The sequence below is a fragment of the Sedimentimonas flavescens genome (assembly GCF_019264375.1).
Classification (GTDB): Bacteria; Pseudomonadota; Alphaproteobacteria; order Rhodobacterales; family Rhodobacteraceae; genus Rhodobacter; species Rhodobacter flavescens.
Genome location: NZ_JAHVAI010000002.1, coordinates 24,044 through 39,010, shown reverse-complemented (window position 1 = coordinate 39,010; position 14,967 = coordinate 24,044). Strand labels below are relative to the sequence as shown.

Sequence of the window (14,967 nt, the reverse complement as noted above, 5' to 3'; positions counted from 1 at the left end):
ACCCTGCAAGAGCTCGTGTCCTTCTCCGAAGAGCACAACGAGGCGAATGGAAAGATGAGCCGGGATGGCCAAAGCGCCAATTCCTCCGAGCCGCAGGCCTTGCGACCTGACACGCCTGTCACTTGCGTTGCGCCTCAATCTGTTCAACTGTTCGCGCGGCCCACCGCCCAACAGGAGCAATCATGACGACCCACCCGACCACGCCGTTCGACGGCCAGAAACCCGGAACCTCGGGCCTGCGCAAGAAAACGGCGGTCTTCATGCAACCTAATTTCGTTGAGAATTTCGTTCAGGCGACTTTCGACGCCATAGGTGGCGTGCGGGGCAAGACCCTGGTTCTGGGCGGTGACGGGCGCTACTTCGGAACTGAAGCAGCGCAGGTCATCCTCAAGATGGCTGCGGCAAGCGGGGCTGCGCGCGTGATCGTCGGGCAGGGCGCATGGCTCTCGACACCGGCGGCCTCGAACCTGATCCGCAAGCGGAGCGCGGATGGCGGCATCATCCTTTCGGCCAGCCACAATCCGGGCGGGCCAAACGAGGATTTCGGCGTGAAATACAACATGGCCAATGGCGGCCCCGCGCCGGAATCGGTGACCGAGGCGATTTTCGCCCGCACCAAGGAGATCACCGAATACGCCAAGCTTGATGCGCCGGATGTGAACCTGACGGCGATCGGTGAAAGCCATCTGGGCGCCATGGTGGTCGAGGTGGTCGATCCGGTCAGTGCTTACGCCGACATGATGGAAGAGATATTCGATTTCAAAGCATTGCGTGGCCTTTTTCATGAAGGTTTCACGATGCGGATGGATTCGATGTGCGCAATCACCGGGCCTTACGCGGTCGAGATTCTCGAAAAACGCCTCGGCGCCGCCAAGGGGACGGTCGTGCATGAAACGCCGCTGCCCGATTTTGGTGGGATGCATCCAGACCCGAACCCGACCTGGGCACATGAGTTGATGGCTGAGATGATGGGCGAGAGCGCCCCGGATTTCGGCGCAGCCTCCGATGGCGATGGCGATCGCAACATGGTGCTTGGGCGCGGGGTTTACGTCTCGCCCTCGGACAGCCTCGCCGTGATTGCCGCGAACGCGCATCTGGTGCCCGGCTATGCGCAGGGGCTAAAGGGCGTGGCCCGCTCGATGCCGACCTCGGCCGCTGTCGATCGCGTGGCTACGGCGCTTGGAATCGATTGTTACGAGACGCCCACCGGCTGGAAATTCTTTGGAAATCTGATGGATGCGGGCCGTGTTTCACTTTGCGGCGAGGAGAGCTTCGGCACCGGGTCGGATCATGTCCGTGAGAAGGACGGTCTTTGGGCGGTGCTGATGTGGCTCAATATCATCGCCGCGCGCGGGCAGGGCGTGGCCGAGATCCTGGCAGAGCATTTCGAGCGCTTCGGGCGCAACTACTACTCGCGCCACGATTACGAGGCCCTGCCAGTCGATCAGGCCAATGCCATGCTGAATGATCTGCGCGACCGGCTGGCCTCGCTGAAGGGCGCGCAAAATCATAGCCTTATCGTCGAGAACGCAGATGAGTTCGCCTACACCGACCCGGTCGATGGTTCGATCTCGGCGCAGCAGGGGTTCCGCATCCTGTTCGAGGGCGGCTCGCGTGTCGTGCTGCGGCTTTCGGGCACCGGAACCGAGGGCGCGACGCTGCGGGTCTACCTTGAGCGCTACGTTCCCGGCCCGGCGGGGTTGAACGAAGACCCGCAAGAGGCGCTTGGCCCGATCATCCGCGCGACCGAGGAGATCGTCGGCATCCGAGCCCGCACCGGCCGCGCGGGGCCTGACGTCATCACCTGAGACTTAGGTCTTATATCCAACGGCAGGCGCGCGGATAGGCTTGGGCCATGTTCGGCGCTTCGCGATGTGTTCACGCCAATCGCGGGGAGGGCGGCATCCCCTTTTGGCGCGGCCGCACAATAGCCCCTTGGGGACATTCCTTTCACTTGGGCGAGCGATCAGAGTCACGGTCATCGCCGACGGTATTCAACGTTGCATTCAGCGCGGGCGTATTCCCGGCGCGGCTCGCGCGGTTCTCTGTCGGCAGCAGCGAAGAACGCACAGGCCGCGAAACGACCGACGGAGAAGACAGATGTTCGCCAAGCACCATAGCCTCGATCCGGTAGAGATCGCACAAGCGGACAAGCGTCACGTCCTGCACCCCTGGTCCGACCTCAAGACCATGCACACCGAAGACCCGCTGGTTCTGGCCGAGGCCAAAGGCATCCATATCAGCGATGCCGAGGGAAACCGTTATATCGACGGGATCGGCGGGATGTGGTGCGTCCAGGTCGGCTATGGCCGCGAGGAACTGATCGAGACGATGACCGAGCAGGCCCGCCGCCTGTGCTACTACACGCCTTTTGGCGCCATGGCGAACGTGCCCGCCGCGCAGCTTGCGCAAGCGCTGGCTGAGCGCGCGCCGGGCGATCTGAATACCGTCAGCTTCGCGACCTCGGGTTCTGGCGCCGTGGACAGCGCGATCCGCTTTGCGCATTTCTACTTCAACTGCCTTGACCAGCCGAGCAAGCGGCAAGTCATCGTACGGATGGACAGCTACCACGGCTCGACCTACCTGACGGCCTCGATGAACGGCAAACGCCGCGACTGGAGCCAGTTCGACTATGCGCGTGAGCTGGTTCACTTCCTGCCCTCGGTCAACGCCTTCCGCCGCCCCAAGGGCCAGTCGCTGGAGGATTTCGCGAACGAAAAGGTCGCCGATCTTGAGGCGATGATCCTCGAACTCGGCCCCGAGAATGTGGCCTGCTTCGTGGCCGAGCCGATCCAGGCCTCGGGTGGGGTCATCGTGCCGCCAGAGATGTATCTGCCGCGCTGCCTTGAGATCTGCCGCAAATACGACGTTCTGTATATCTCGGACGAGGTCGTCACGGCCTTCGGGCGGCTTGGCCATGTCTTCGCGTCACAGGACGTCTTCGGCATCACGCCCGATATCATCACCTGCGCCAAGGGTTTGACCTCGGGCTATATCCCGATGGGCGCCACGATTTATTCGGACCGGCTGATCAAGGCGATCAGTGGCGAGAATGCGGTCGATCACCCCTATTTCACCAACGGGTTCACCTATTCCGGCCATCCGGTCGCGGCGGCGGTGGCGCTGAAGAACCTCGAGATCCTTGAGGGCGACGGCATCCTTGAGCAGGTGCGCGATACCGGGCCCTATTTTCAGGCCGAGCTGCAAAAACTGCGCGATCTGCCCATCGTCGGTGACGTGCGCGGCATGGGGCTAATGGCTTGCGTGGAATGCGTCGTGCGCAAGATCGGCGCCGAACCGGGTGAGGCCGATATGGCGGTTGCCGCGCGTGTCGATGCACATGCGCAGGAGCGGGGGCTAATCCTGCGCCCGTTCGAAAGCCTGTGCATCCTGTCTCCGCCGCTCATCGTGACGAAGGAGGATATCGACCGGATCGTCTCGATCCTGCGCGACAGCCTTATCGCCACGCAAAACGACCTGATCGCCGAGGGCATCTGGTCGCCGCCAGCGCGCGGGTGATGGGAAAGGGGAGAGACTCGACAGGTATTCTGCCGGGTCCTATCCTGCCACACATGCAGTCCGTTTCGATGCTCGAGCGCTGGAATGACGGGGTCGCGGATCTGTTGATCCATCGCGACCGGTCCGACATCGTTGACCGGTTCCTCTCGCACCTGTCGAACTGCGTCGATTTTGACCAGTGGTATGCCGCGCTGTTTCACCGCCATGAGCCTGCCGAGCGGATCGGTTTTCTCGGCATCAAGCAGGGCAGGGACGATTACGAAGATGGGCTCTACCTGCTCGATCCCTTCTACCAGCAGTATCGCCGCAGCCCCGAGCCGAGCGTCCATCGCCTGGGCGACCTCACGCGCCCCGGCGATACGTCCCGTTCTCCCTATTTCGAGCGCTACCTGCGCAAATGGGATACGCGCGACGAAGTCGGCTATCTGGTGCCAATCGGCGGCGGGCGCTGCGTGCATCTGTCGGTGTCGCGCTCGCACGATCTGCCGCCGTTCGAGCGCGATGAGGTGCAGTTCCTTGCCTCGCTGGTCAGCGTCGTCTCCAGTGTCTTCGCACTCTATGAGCGCACCGATGTCGAGGAGCCGCAGGTTCCGGCGATTGACCGCGTGATCGGGCGAAAACTGGCGGGCTTCGGCGCCAACGTCTTGACTGCGCGCGAGAGCGAGATCGTGTTCCTTCTGCTCAAGGGCTACACCGCCGCCGAGATCGCAGGCCTGCTTGAGATCAGCCACGGAACCGCCAAGAACCACATCAAGAGCATCTATCGCAAGCTGAATGTCCGCTCGCAGGTCGAGCTTCTGGTGACGTTCATCGACGATCTTTACGAGTAACTGCCCGGCGCGATCCGCCCAAACGCGCCCAGTAAGGGCAGGGGCCTGCACCCGAGTTTTCCGATGACGGAGAGTGAGATGTCCATGACGCCGATCCCGGACTTGCCCGAGGCCGAAGTGCTGCGTCTGCGCGACGCGCCCGACTGGTTCTACCTGTTGCGCGAGTTCGATGCGCTGTTTCGCCTTGGCTCGGCTGGCGGTAGCGCGCTGATCCGCAGCCACCGGAGCAAGGTGCGCGCGGCGCTATCCGCGACATTCTCATCCAACGCGATCATCCATAGGCGTGCACCTGCAAGCAAACCGGTGACGGCCCATCTGCCGCGCGCGCTTGATCTGGGCGAGCGGGGCGTCATGCAGGGCATGGCCCGCGCGCTGCGCGAGGTGAGGGGGCAACTGACCTGGGAATACGGCTATGAGCGAATGCCCAAGCCGCTGGCCCGCAAGTTCGCCTATTGCGAGGTGCTCGGCCCGCAGGGGCCAGTCCGCAGCAACGACCTGATCCTTGGCTTCGTCCTATTTGCGCCCGCCACGACCTACCCACAGCACAGCCACGCGGGCATCGAAGAAAGCTACATCTCGATCGCCGGTGCCTGGTCTGAGAACGACGCAGCCGTGCACGCGCCCGGTTCGCTCATCCTGAACAAGCCCGGCTTCGAGCACCGCATCACAACCGGCGAAGAAGAGCCCTGCCTGCTGGCCTATGCCTGGATCGGGGCGCAAGATCGGCTGGCCGCGCCGGGCATGAAACTGACCGCCACACGCAAGGCTTCTGGAGCACCAACACCCACCTGAGGGAGGATGCGATCATGCGAAGTGACGTGGAATATCTGCGAATTGCGACCGAGGTCGCCGCGCAAAGCCGAAACGCGGGCAATCATCCCTTTGGCGCCATTCTCGTTGGCCCGGATGGGGAAGTCCTTCTGTCTTCGGGCAACACCTATATGCACGACCGAGGCGTCGGCCATGCCGAGGCAAACGTGGCAAGGGTGGCGGCACAGAACTACGAGCCATCGTTTCTTGAACGATGCACGCTGGTGACCTCGGTCGAACCCTGCTGCATGTGCGCCGGGGCCTGTTATTGGGCTGGCATCGGAACCGTGGTCTATGGCCTTACCGAAAAGCGCCTTGCGGAACTGACCGGCGACAATCCCGAAAACCTGACCCTCGACCTGAGTTGCCACCAGGTCTTTGCCGCCGGACGCCGACAGGTCGCAGTTCGCGGGCCATATCCGGAACTCGAACCGGACATCATCAAGGGGCACGAAGGATTCTGGTAATGGCGGCGCATCATGCGCCGCCGCACAGGGCGAATGGAGGATACGCCATGCCTGCTTATCTTATCGCGGATGAAACGATCACCGACCCGGACACGTTTGAGGAATACAAGCGCGCAGTCCTTCCGCTGATTGAGCAGTTTGGCGGGCGCTTCCTGTCCCGCGGCGGCGCCCTCGACGTTCTCGAAGCCGGGAAAGACTGGGTGCCGGGCCGCATGGTCATCATCGAGTTCCCAGATATGCCGGCACTCAAGAAGTGGTACAACTCCGCAGCATACGCGCCGGTGCGGGAGGTGCGACTCCGATCAGCCAAAAGCACTTTGGTCGCGCTGGATTCTGGTTCGGCAGTCCTTGCCGGGCGAGCACCACATGCGTCTTGATCGCTTCGATCATCGGATGCGATGCGACGAGCGGCGGAGTTTGATTTCGGCTAAACGCTCGTTGCCAATCTGGTCGGAGGTCGGGGGCGCGTCGAGTTCAGTTTTTTCTAAGAGGGGTCTCAGGAAATGCGCTTTTACAACATGCCGGTTAGCATAAGTCAACACCCCATAATCGGTATTATGTAGCTTGGGGCGCCAATCAGATGCGCTACGGAACCAAAACTGTACTCCCGGTCGTCATACGCGCCTCTAGCATCTCATGCGCTCGTGCCACGTCTGACAGGTCAAACGTCTGGCCGATCTCAACCGAGATCGCTCCAATTCCAATCATGGCGAACAAATCTGCGCTTGCACTTTGCAGCCAACCAGGCACCGCCGTGTGATGGAACAACGTCGGCCGCGTGAGCCGCAACGAGCCGCGTGCAAGATCGCCGATCTTGAAATCGGTCGCGGGACCAGAGCTTTGCCCGAAGCACACCAGCGAGCCAAACCTCTGTAAAACCTCCAAGGATTTCATGACCGTATCCGCTCCAACCGAGTCGTAGACAGCAGACACACCAGCGCCATCGGTCAGCTCCATGACCCTCGTGACAAAGTCTTCGCTTCTATAATCGATCACCGCATCGTAACCGTGCCGCAGCGCCAGCGCGCATTTCTCGGGTCCGCCCGCAGTTCCGATCGCACGCACTCCGAGCGCACTGAGCCATTGCCCCGCGATCAAGCCAACACCTCCGGCTGCGGCGTGGAAAAGAACGCTTTCTCCGCGGCTTACGGCATAAGAATGATACAAGAGATAATGCGCTGTGAGCCCTTTGAGCATTGCGGCCGCCGCAATCTCATCCGACACATTGTCTGGAATAACAACCGCTTGCGAGGCACTTATAACGCGGTGGGACGCGTATGCGCCGTTCGGTATGGCATAGCAAACGCGCTGCCCCGGTTTAAGATCCACGCCGACACCGACGGCCTCGATAACGCCCGCAGCCTCCGCGCCAGTCACAAGATCGCGCTCAACCGGCCAAGGATAAGACCCGGTTCGAAAGTAAACATCTATGAAATTCAATCCGATAGCGGTATGTCTTATCAGAATCTCTCCAGGCCCTGGAGCGGGAGGATCAATCTCGATCCGGCGGAATTTCTCCGCGCCGCCCGGGGATGCAATCACCATCGCGTAGGCCATGTTCACTCCTTGCCCATCTGGAATGCCGCATCAACCGGAATGCGTAAAGCATTGAGAAGTTGATTAGTTTTTCCTGCAGAGGAGACGACGCGCAGGAAATCCGTGAACTCTTCGGGGGTCATGCTCTTCGCGCGCGCAGCCGCAAGATGCGAATGCGTGCAGTATTCACAGGAATTCGCAATCGAAACAGCGGCGTAGATCATCTCTTTCACCTTTGGCTCCAGTGCTGATGGCGTGGCCATCACCGCCTTCACCTCGGCCCAGGTCTGCTCGAGAAGCGCGGGATCGAACGCGAGGTAACGCCAGACATTGTTGATGAAATCGCTGCCACGCGTTTGCCGGATATCGTCGAACACCGCCTTGACGCGCGGGTCGGACTCGGGGTCGCTCGGGGGCGTTACGGTCGCCATGTGTACCTCGTCTTTGCCCCGAGAATGGTGCGCGCGCCCTACCCCGTCAATCACGCTTCCGGATTGAAACCGTGGCGGTTTGGCGCGATAGATCGCGTGCCGGAGCTGGACAGGAGGATGGCATGTCACTCGATCTTACGGGGCTTTCGCTTGGCCCGGAGCTGACGGATGTCATGCAGCGCCTGACCCAGGTCGGCGCCGAGTTGCAGCGCCTGATAGCGCGCAACGGGATCGACGGCGATCTTGGCGCCAGCGCCGGAACCAACGCGGGCGGTGACGGCCAAAAGGCGCTCGATGTGCTGGCGGATGAGGCGTTCATGGCGGCGCTTCGGGACTCGGCGGTGGCTTACTATGCCTCGGAAGAACAGGACGACATCCTGACCTTTGGCGACGGCTCTCTGGCGCTGGCTATCGATCCGCTCGACGGCTCTTCAAATATCGACGTAAACGTTTCTATTGGCACGATTTTCTCGATCTACGCCAAGGCGGAAACTGCCGAGGCAAGCTTCCTGCGCCCGGGGTCCGAGCAGCTCGCCGCCGGGTACATGATCTTTGGCCCGCAATGCTCGCTGATCGCGACTTTTGGCCAAGGCGTGCTGCAATGGGTTCTTGATCCGAATACAGGACGTTTCGAGCGGCTTGCGGATCTGCCCCCGATGGCCCCTGAAACCTCGGAATTCGCGATCAATGCCTCGAACAAGCGGCACTGGCCAGCGCCGATCCAGGCCTTTATCGACCACCTGATCGCCGGTGCCGATGGCCCGCGCGGGCGCAACTTTAACATGCGCTGGATCGCCTCTCTGGTGGCCGAGACGCACCGCATCCTCAAGCGCGGTGGCGTTTTTCTCTATCCGGGCGACAGCCGCCGCGGATATGAGCGCGGCCGCCTGCGCCATCTCTACGAATGCGCGCCGATCGCCTTTGTCGTCACGCAGGCGGGCGGCGCGGCAACCGACGGCTATCATCCGATCCTCGATGCGATCCCCGACAGCCTGCATGCCCGCACGCCCTTCGTCTTCGGCACCGCGCCTAAGGTTCGACGCATCGCGCGCTATCACGACCACCCCGAAGAAGCGGCGCTGATCCCCGACGAGGAGCTGCATCGCTGAGCTTGCGTTACCGGGCGCTTTGAGGGAAAAGGCGCCCAGATAACCCCGCCCTGCCCCGAGGATGCCATGACCAGCTTCGATCGCTCTATCAAGATTGCCCCGTCGATCCTGTCCGCCGATTTCGCCGATTTCGGCCGCGAGATTCAGGCCATCGAGGCACAGGGCGCCGACTGGGTCCATGTGGATGTCATGGACGGGCATTTCGTGCCGAACCTGACCTTCGGACCGCCGCTGTGCAAGGCGATCCGCCCGCACATCAAGACGGTGATGGACGTTCATCTGATGATCTCGCCGGTCGATACCTATATCGACGCCTTCGCCGATGCGGGCGCCGACGTTATCACCGCGCATCTTGAGGCCGGTCCGCATATCCACCGCACGCTTCAGGCGATCCGTGGCGCGGGGTGCAAGGCCGGTCTTGCGATCAACCCGGGCACGGGCATCGACGGCATTGAATATCTGCTCGACCAACTCGACCTGATCTGCGTGATGACGGTGAACCCCGGTTTTGGTGGGCAGAAGTTCATCCACTCGCAGATCGACAAGGTGCGCGCGCTGCGCGCGCTGATCGGCGATCGTCCGATCCATATCGAGATCGACGGCGGCATCACGCCAGAAACCGCGCCGCTGATGGCCGCGGCCGGTGCCGATGTGCTGGTGGCGGGCTCGGCCGTTTTCAAGGGCGGTTCGGTCAACAACCCTGCCCCCTATGGCGAGAATATCCGCGCAATCCGGTCCGCCGCCGAGGCTGCGCGCTAAGGCTGCTTGCTCCTCCCGGCAAATGCATTCATATTCGAATGAATGAATGCCAGTAAGGGAGGACTGGAATGCAACTTACGCGCCGCACGATTCTACGCACGGCCCTGGCGGCCGGGGTCAGCGGGCTCTTGCCCGCACGCAGCTTCGCCGCCAGCCAACTGGCATTGGGCACAGCCACGCTCGACACGCTTTCGGACGGGCATCTCGTGCTGCCGATCGGGTTCATTTCGGACAATCCAGGCGCGCCCGAGCTGCTGGCTCGGCACGGGCTGAGCGGCCCGGAGATCGAATCCCCCTGCAATGTCACGCTTTACCGCGACGGCACCAACACGGTTCTCTTTGACGTCGGCTCGGGCCCGGATTTCATGCCCACTGCCGGCAAGCTTGCGGAAGCCTTCGATGTGCTTGGCGTAACTGCCGATGAGGTCACGCATGTCGTCTTCACCCATGCCCATCCCGACCACCTCTGGGGTGTGCTCGACGATTTCGACGAGCCGATCTTTGCGAACGCAACCCATCTGATGGGCCGCGCCGAGTATGATTACTGGGCCGACCCGAACACCGTCAGCACTATCAGCGGTGGGCGTGAGACCTTCGCCGCAGGCGCGATCCGACGCCTGCAGACACTTGAAGATCGCATCGTAACATTCGAGGATGGTGAAGAAATCATCCCTGGTGTCGGCGCGCGTGCAAGCTACGGCCATACGCCGGGCCATATGTCGTTCGAGGTACGCCAGGGCAATACATCTGCACTGATCGTCGGTGATGCCATCGCCAACGCGCATATGGCCTTTGAGGCGCCGTCCTGGGCCTCCGGCTCGGATCAGGACGCAGAGATGGGCGCCAAGACGCGCCTCGATCTGCTTGGGATGCTTGCCGACGGCACCATGCCGATGGTCGGCTTCCACCTGCCCGAAGGCGGCGTCGGGCGCGTCGAACGCGCGGGCGACGCCTTCCGCTTCATCCCCGAAGCCTGACCAAAGGGCGCCGCCAAGGCTTGCCTTGCGCGGCGCTCTGGCTAGGTTGACGATGACACCGGATCAGCCGCACGAAGGAGCACAGCATGGCCGTCACCCCTCCCGTCTGCGATTTCGGCTGGAAAGCGCCCGGCTTCGTGCTGTCCGGCACCGATGGCAAGAACTGGAGCCTCGACGACATCCGCGGCCCGAAGGGCACGCTGATCATGTTCATCTGCAACCATTGTCCCTATGTGCTGGCGATCATGGACCGGTTGCTGCGTGACGCCGCCGCCCTGCAAGCCGCAGGGATCGGGGTGGCCGCGATCAGCGCGAACGATGCCGATGCCTACCCGGACGACAGCTTCATCAATATGCTCCGCATGTCGCGCGAAAAGCACTTCTCCTTCCCCTATCTCTATGACGAAACCCAAGAGGTCGCCCGCGCCTACGGTGCCGCTTGCACACCTGATTTCTTCGGCTTCAACGCACAGGATGAGCTGCAATACCGCGGGCGTCTGGATGCCTCGGGGCGCAACCCCGGCCCCACGGATGCGCGGCGCGAGCTGTTCGAAGCGATGATGCTGGTGGTCGAGACCGGCCAAGGCCCGCGCGAACAGGTCGCCTCGATGGGCTGCTCGATCAAGTGGAAGGTCTGACCATGTCGCTGCCCTCGATCGTCTTCGATCTCGACGGAACGCTGATCGACTCGGCGCCCGACATCCACGCGGCCTCGAACGCCGTTCTGGCCGAGCATGGCTTTGCCCCGCTGACGCTGCCACAGGTGCGCAGCTTCGTGGGCAAGGGCGTGCCGCATCTGGTGCACCGCCTGCTGGAGGCGTCCGAGGCCGACCCGCACGGCCCGCTACATACCCGCATGGTCGCCGATTTCACCGCACGCTACGAAGAGGCCGTGACCCTGACCGCGCTGTATCCCGGCGTGCGCGGGGCGCTTGAGGCGTTGGCACTGGCGGGTCACCCGCTCGGGATTTGCACCAACAAGCCGATTGCGCCCACCATGGCCGTGCTGCGCCATTTCGCGCTCGATACGCTTTTTGATGTCGTGATCGGCGGTGACACCCTTCCGGTGCGCAAACCCGACCCGCAGCCGCTTTTGCAGGCGCATCAGGTGCTTGGGCGGGTGCGGATGCTCTATGTCGGCGACAGCGAGGTCGATGCCGAAACCGCCGCCGCAGCAGGTCAGCCGTTCCTGCTGTACACCGAAGGCTACCGAAAGACCCCGGTCGTCGATCTGCCCCATGCCATCGCCTTTTCGGACTATGCTATGCTGCCCGGCATTGTGTCGCACTTTCCTTGGGTCACCGCCGCAGCCGATTGATCGCGCCCGCGCCGACCCCATATCAAGCGCAGAAATCCGTCCGACCGCAGGAGGAGAAAATGCTCAAACCCGTCGTTCAGGCCTTTTTCGACGAGGCGACCAATACCGTGACCTATGTGGTCAAGGACCCGCAAAGCACCGCCTGCGCGGTGGTCGATAGCGTGCTTGATTTCGACTACGCCTCCGGGCGCACCGATACGCGCTCGGCCGATGCGGTGATCGCCTATATCCGCGAAAGCGGCCTCAGCGTGGCCTGGATCCTCGAAACCCATGTGCACGCCGACCACCTCTCGGCCGCGCCCTATATCCAGGAGCGTCTCGGTGGCAAGATCGGTATCGGTGACCGTATCAAGATCGTGCAGGACACCTTCGGCAAGATCTTCAACGAGGGCACCGAATTCCAGCGCGACGGCTCGCAATTCGACAAGCTCTTCGTCGAGGGCGACCGCTTCGAGATCGGCGGGCTGGTTGGCCACGTCCTGCACACGCCGGGGCACACGCCGGCCTGCCTGACCTATGTGATCGGCGACGCGGCCTTTGTGGGCGATACGCTTTTCATGCCCGATTACGGTACCGCGCGCTGCGATTTCCCCGGTGGATCGGCTGAGGCGCTCTATGTCTCGATCCAGAAAATCCTCGCCCTGCCCGATGCGACGCGCGTTTTCGTGGCGCATGACTACCTGCCCCCGGGGCGCGAGGACTACCAGTGGGAAACCACCGTCGCCGAAGAGCGCGCGCGGAACATTCATATCGGTGGCGGCAAGTCCAAGGACGATTTCGTCAAGATGCGGACCGAGCGCGATGCAACCCTTGCGATGCCGCGCTTGATCATCCCTTCGCTGCAGGTAAACATGCGAGCCGGGCAGATGCCCCCGCCCGAGGATGACGGAAGGACCTATCTCAAGGTTCCGGTCAACGGGCTCTAACGGAACGCGTGGCAGGAGACAGGCATGGAGTTGCGGCAGATTACGCCGGAGTTTGCGGTGGCGCCGCAGATCACCCCCGAGGATGTGGCCGAACTGGCCCGCATGGGGTATCGCACCCTGATCAACAACCGCCCCGATGAAGAGATCGAGGCGCAGCTCGACAGCCACGCCATGGCCGAGGCTGCCGCTGCGGTCGGCATGGTCTATGTTCACCTGCCCTATTACCCGGGCGCGATGACGCCCGATCTGGTCGCCGCCTTCGAGGCCACCATGTCGCAGATCGAGGGGCCGGTGCTTGCCTATTGCCGTTCTGGCACGCGCTCGTCGCACCTCTGGGCGATGTCCGAGGCTGGCGCGCGCCCGATCGACGAGATCGTCTCGCTGGCGGCGAAGGCGGGCTACGACCACTCGGGCCTCGTGCCGCTCTTGGCACAGCACGCCGCCAATCGCTAGAGAAAGGCCGCGCAAGCGCCCATGTTGAAAAGATATTTTCCGATTCTGACATGGGCGCCGAACTACCACCGCGCGACGTTTGAGGCCGATCTGGTCGCGGCCGTGATCGTCACGATCATGCTGATCCCTCAGTCGCTGGCCTATGCCTTGCTGGCCGGGCTGCCCGCACACGTGGGCCTCTACGCCTCTATCGCGCCGCTGCTGCTTTACACGCTCTTAGGCACCTCGCGCGCGCTTGCTGTCGGGCCGGTCGCGGTGGCCTCGCTGATGACCGCCGCCGCGGTGGGCGAGATCGCCGCGAAAGGCACGCCCGAATATCTGGGCGCCGCCATCGCGCTGGCCTTCCTGTCTGGCGCGATGCTGCTGGCCATGGGCTTCCTGCGCCTTGGCTTCATCGCGTCGTTCCTAAGCCACCCGGTCATTTCCGGCTTCATCTCGGCCTCGGGCATCCTGATCGCCGCCAGTCAGATCAAGCACCTTCTGGGCATCTCGGCGAATGGCAAGACATTGCCCGAAATCGTCGGGTCACTGACCGAGCAGTTGGGCGCGACAAACACACCGACACTGATCATCGGCATCGGAGCCGTCGCCTTTCTGTTCTGGGCGCGCAACGGCCTGCGCGGCGCATTGATCGCGCTCGGCCTGCGGGCGCGACTTGCAGGCCTGATGGTGCGGGCGGCTCCGGTCTTCGCGGTCTTCGTAACCATTCTGGCGACATGGGGGCTTAACCTTGAGGCCGAAGGCGTGCGCGTCGTGGGCCGCGTTCCGCAAGGACTACCCACCCCCGCAATGCCGCCGCTCGACCTCGCACTTTGGGCGCAACTGGCAGTGCCAGCCCTGCTGATCTCCATTGTCGGCTATGTCGAGACAATCTCGGTCGCGCAGACACTGGCCGCGAAACGGCGCCAGCGGATCGACCCGGATCAGGAACTGGTGGCGCTTGGGGGGGCAAACCTGGCCTCGGCCTTCTCGGGGGGCTTTCCGGTCACCGGCGGGTTTGCGCGCTCGGTCGTGAATTTCGATGCCGGGGCGGAAACGCCCGCCGCAGGGGCCTTTACTGCGATCGGCATGGGGCTGGCCACGCTGCTGCTGACCCCGGCGCTTTACTACCTTCCGCAAGCGACCCTTGCTGCGACCATCGTTGTTGCGGTGCTCAGCCTCGTCGATCTGGGCGCGATCCGGCGCACCTACAACTATTCGCGCGGCGATGCGCTGGCGATGGTCGCGACGATCCTTGTTACCCTCGGCGTCGGCGTCGAGGCCGGGATCTCCGCCGGCGTTGGTCTCTCCGTGCTCTTGCAACTGTGGCGCAGCTCGCGCCCGCATTATGCTGTTTTGGGCCAGGTTCCGGGGACCGAGCATTTCCGCAACATCAACCGCCATCGCGTCATCACCGCGCCGGATGTGTTGTCTTTGCGCGTCGATGCAAGCCTCTGGTTTCCCAATGCGCGCTTTCTTGAAGACACGATCTATGGCGCCGTCGCCGGCGATCCCGCCATCCGGCACGTGGTTCTGAACTGCCCGGCGGTCAACTTCATCGACTCCTCGGCGCTTGAGGCACTTGAGGCGGTGAACCAGCAACTCAAGGACGCGGGCGTTCTGCTGCATCTGTCCGAGGTCAAGGGGCCGGTGATGGACCGGCTGAAACGCTCCGACCTCATCACGCATCTCGGCGGGCAGGTGTTCCTGACCCATCATGACGCGCTCTGCGCCCTTTCGCCCGACCTGACGATGGGAACCCAAAGTGCCCCACGCTGCGAGACTGCGCGATAGCATATTTCGTTTTCGAGCCGTTTTGATTTGTTTTCTTGCTGCAACTTGCGGCGGACGAA

Annotated in this window: 16 protein-coding genes; 14 read left to right on the top strand and 2 right to left on the bottom strand. The window is 62.8% G+C overall.

Features of this window, described 5'->3' with window-relative positions; all coding sequences use genetic code 11:
* Positions 1 to 182 precede the first annotated feature (182 nt).
* The 6 genes from KTQ37_RS03270 (at position 183) to KTQ37_RS03245 (ending at position 6,003) form a co-directional block, all read left to right on the top strand.
* Positions 183 to 1,808 (top strand): alpha-D-glucose phosphate-specific phosphoglucomutase, encoded by a 1,626-nt coding sequence (locus KTQ37_RS03270; RefSeq protein ID WP_218629051.1) that lies wholly within the window; start codon positions 183 to 185, stop codon positions 1,806 to 1,808.
* A gap of 292 nt (positions 1,809 to 2,100) precedes the next feature.
* Positions 2,101 to 3,519, top strand: coding sequence for an aminotransferase (locus tag KTQ37_RS03265; protein ID WP_218629050.1), 1,419 nt, complete (start codon positions 2,101 to 2,103; stop codon positions 3,517 to 3,519).
* 53 nt (positions 3,520 to 3,572) lie between these two features.
* Complete coding sequence (locus KTQ37_RS03260; protein WP_218629049.1) at positions 3,573 to 4,349, top strand: helix-turn-helix transcriptional regulator; 777 nt, start codon at positions 3,573 to 3,575, stop codon at positions 4,347 to 4,349.
* A 78-nt stretch (positions 4,350 to 4,427) separates the two neighbouring features.
* Complete coding sequence (locus KTQ37_RS03255) at positions 4,428 to 5,141, top strand: dimethylsulfonioproprionate lyase family protein (protein WP_236021053.1); 714 nt, start codon at positions 4,428 to 4,430, stop codon at positions 5,139 to 5,141.
* Between the two features lie 14 nt (positions 5,142 to 5,155).
* Complete coding sequence (locus KTQ37_RS03250; RefSeq protein ID WP_218629048.1) at positions 5,156 to 5,626, top strand: nucleoside deaminase; 471 nt, start codon at positions 5,156 to 5,158, stop codon at positions 5,624 to 5,626.
* A 47-nt stretch (positions 5,627 to 5,673) separates the two neighbouring features.
* Positions 5,674 to 6,003: a DUF1330 domain-containing protein gene (locus KTQ37_RS03245; protein ID WP_218629047.1), complete on the top strand. Its 330-nt coding sequence runs from the start codon at positions 5,674 to 5,676 to the stop codon at positions 6,001 to 6,003.
* A 208-nt stretch (positions 6,004 to 6,211) separates the two neighbouring features.
* Here KTQ37_RS03245 and KTQ37_RS03240 read toward each other — a convergent pair whose 3' ends face one another.
* A complete protein-coding gene (locus tag KTQ37_RS03240; protein WP_218629046.1) occupies positions 6,212 to 7,183 on the bottom strand; it encodes a quinone oxidoreductase family protein in 972 nt (323 codons plus the stop codon).
* Positions 7,184 to 7,185: 2 nt separating this feature from the next.
* Entirely contained in the window at positions 7,186 to 7,593 is a 408-nt protein-coding gene (locus tag KTQ37_RS03235) for a carboxymuconolactone decarboxylase family protein (RefSeq protein ID WP_218629045.1), read from the bottom strand.
* Between the two features lie 122 nt (positions 7,594 to 7,715).
* On the opposite strand from KTQ37_RS03235, the gene KTQ37_RS03230 reads away from it, so the two are divergent.
* The 8 genes from KTQ37_RS03230 to KTQ37_RS03195 all read left to right on the top strand — a co-directional run bounded on the left by KTQ37_RS03230 (position 7,716) and on the right by KTQ37_RS03195 (position 14,908).
* Complete coding sequence (locus KTQ37_RS03230) at positions 7,716 to 8,702, top strand: class 1 fructose-bisphosphatase (RefSeq protein WP_218629044.1); 987 nt, start codon at positions 7,716 to 7,718, stop codon at positions 8,700 to 8,702.
* Between the two features lie 66 nt (positions 8,703 to 8,768).
* On the top strand, positions 8,769 to 9,461 hold the full coding sequence (gene rpe / locus KTQ37_RS03225) for a ribulose-phosphate 3-epimerase (protein ID WP_218629043.1): 693 nt from the start codon (positions 8,769 to 8,771) through the stop codon (positions 9,459 to 9,461).
* Between the two features lie 68 nt (positions 9,462 to 9,529).
* A complete protein-coding gene (locus tag KTQ37_RS03220; RefSeq protein WP_218629042.1) occupies positions 9,530 to 10,438 on the top strand; it encodes an MBL fold metallo-hydrolase in 909 nt (302 codons plus the stop codon).
* An 86-nt stretch (positions 10,439 to 10,524) separates the two neighbouring features.
* A complete protein-coding gene (locus KTQ37_RS03215) occupies positions 10,525 to 11,076 on the top strand; it encodes a thioredoxin family protein (RefSeq protein ID WP_218629041.1) in 552 nt (183 codons plus the stop codon).
* A 2-nt stretch (positions 11,077 to 11,078) separates the two neighbouring features.
* Positions 11,079 to 11,756 (top strand): phosphoglycolate phosphatase, encoded by a 678-nt coding sequence (gene gph / locus KTQ37_RS03210; RefSeq protein WP_218629040.1) that lies wholly within the window; start codon positions 11,079 to 11,081, stop codon positions 11,754 to 11,756.
* A 59-nt stretch (positions 11,757 to 11,815) separates the two neighbouring features.
* Entirely contained in the window at positions 11,816 to 12,682 is an 867-nt protein-coding gene (locus KTQ37_RS03205) for an MBL fold metallo-hydrolase (RefSeq protein ID WP_218629039.1), read from the top strand.
* A gap of 24 nt (positions 12,683 to 12,706) precedes the next feature.
* The gene (locus tag KTQ37_RS03200) at positions 12,707 to 13,135 is read left to right on the top strand and encodes a TIGR01244 family sulfur transferase (RefSeq protein WP_218629038.1); all 429 of its coding nucleotides are present in this window, start codon (positions 12,707 to 12,709) and stop codon (positions 13,133 to 13,135) included.
* Between the two features lie 21 nt (positions 13,136 to 13,156).
* A complete protein-coding gene (locus tag KTQ37_RS03195) occupies positions 13,157 to 14,908 on the top strand; it encodes a SulP family inorganic anion transporter (protein WP_218629037.1) in 1,752 nt (583 codons plus the stop codon).
* Positions 14,909 to 14,967 lie beyond the last annotated feature (59 nt).

What these genes read in the sequence shown, in the direction of transcription:
- KTQ37_RS03240 (WP_218629046.1), bottom strand. Translation starts at nt 7,183, where the DNA reads ATGGCCTACGCGATGGTGATTGCATCCCCGGGCGGCGCGGAGAAATTC.
- KTQ37_RS03235 (WP_218629045.1), bottom strand. Translation starts at nt 7,593, where the DNA reads ATGGCGACCGTAACGCCCCCGAGCGACCCCGAGTCCGACCCGCGCGTC.
- gph (WP_218629040.1), top strand. Translation starts at nt 11,079, where the DNA reads ATGTCGCTGCCCTCGATCGTCTTCGATCTCGACGGAACGCTGATCGAC.
- rpe (WP_218629043.1), top strand. Translation starts at nt 8,769, where the DNA reads ATGACCAGCTTCGATCGCTCTATCAAGATTGCCCCGTCGATCCTGTCC.
- KTQ37_RS03245 (WP_218629047.1), top strand. Translation starts at nt 5,674, where the DNA reads ATGCCTGCTTATCTTATCGCGGATGAAACGATCACCGACCCGGACACG.
- KTQ37_RS03265 (WP_218629050.1), top strand. Translation starts at nt 2,101, where the DNA reads ATGTTCGCCAAGCACCATAGCCTCGATCCGGTAGAGATCGCACAAGCG.
- KTQ37_RS03215 (WP_218629041.1), top strand. Translation starts at nt 10,525, where the DNA reads ATGGCCGTCACCCCTCCCGTCTGCGATTTCGGCTGGAAAGCGCCCGGC.
- KTQ37_RS03230 (WP_218629044.1), top strand. Translation starts at nt 7,716, where the DNA reads ATGTCACTCGATCTTACGGGGCTTTCGCTTGGCCCGGAGCTGACGGAT.
- KTQ37_RS03250 (WP_218629048.1), top strand. Translation starts at nt 5,156, where the DNA reads ATGCGAAGTGACGTGGAATATCTGCGAATTGCGACCGAGGTCGCCGCG.
- KTQ37_RS03260 (WP_218629049.1), top strand. Translation starts at nt 3,573, where the DNA reads ATGCAGTCCGTTTCGATGCTCGAGCGCTGGAATGACGGGGTCGCGGAT.
- KTQ37_RS03220 (WP_218629042.1), top strand. Translation starts at nt 9,530, where the DNA reads ATGCAACTTACGCGCCGCACGATTCTACGCACGGCCCTGGCGGCCGGG.
- KTQ37_RS03255 (WP_236021053.1), top strand. Translation starts at nt 4,428, where the DNA reads ATGTCCATGACGCCGATCCCGGACTTGCCCGAGGCCGAAGTGCTGCGT.
- KTQ37_RS03270 (WP_218629051.1), top strand. Translation starts at nt 183, where the DNA reads ATGACGACCCACCCGACCACGCCGTTCGACGGCCAGAAACCCGGAACC.
- KTQ37_RS03200 (WP_218629038.1), top strand. Translation starts at nt 12,707, where the DNA reads ATGGAGTTGCGGCAGATTACGCCGGAGTTTGCGGTGGCGCCGCAGATC.
- KTQ37_RS03195 (WP_218629037.1), top strand. Translation starts at nt 13,157, where the DNA reads ATGTTGAAAAGATATTTTCCGATTCTGACATGGGCGCCGAACTACCAC.
- KTQ37_RS03205 (WP_218629039.1), top strand. Translation starts at nt 11,816, where the DNA reads ATGCTCAAACCCGTCGTTCAGGCCTTTTTCGACGAGGCGACCAATACC.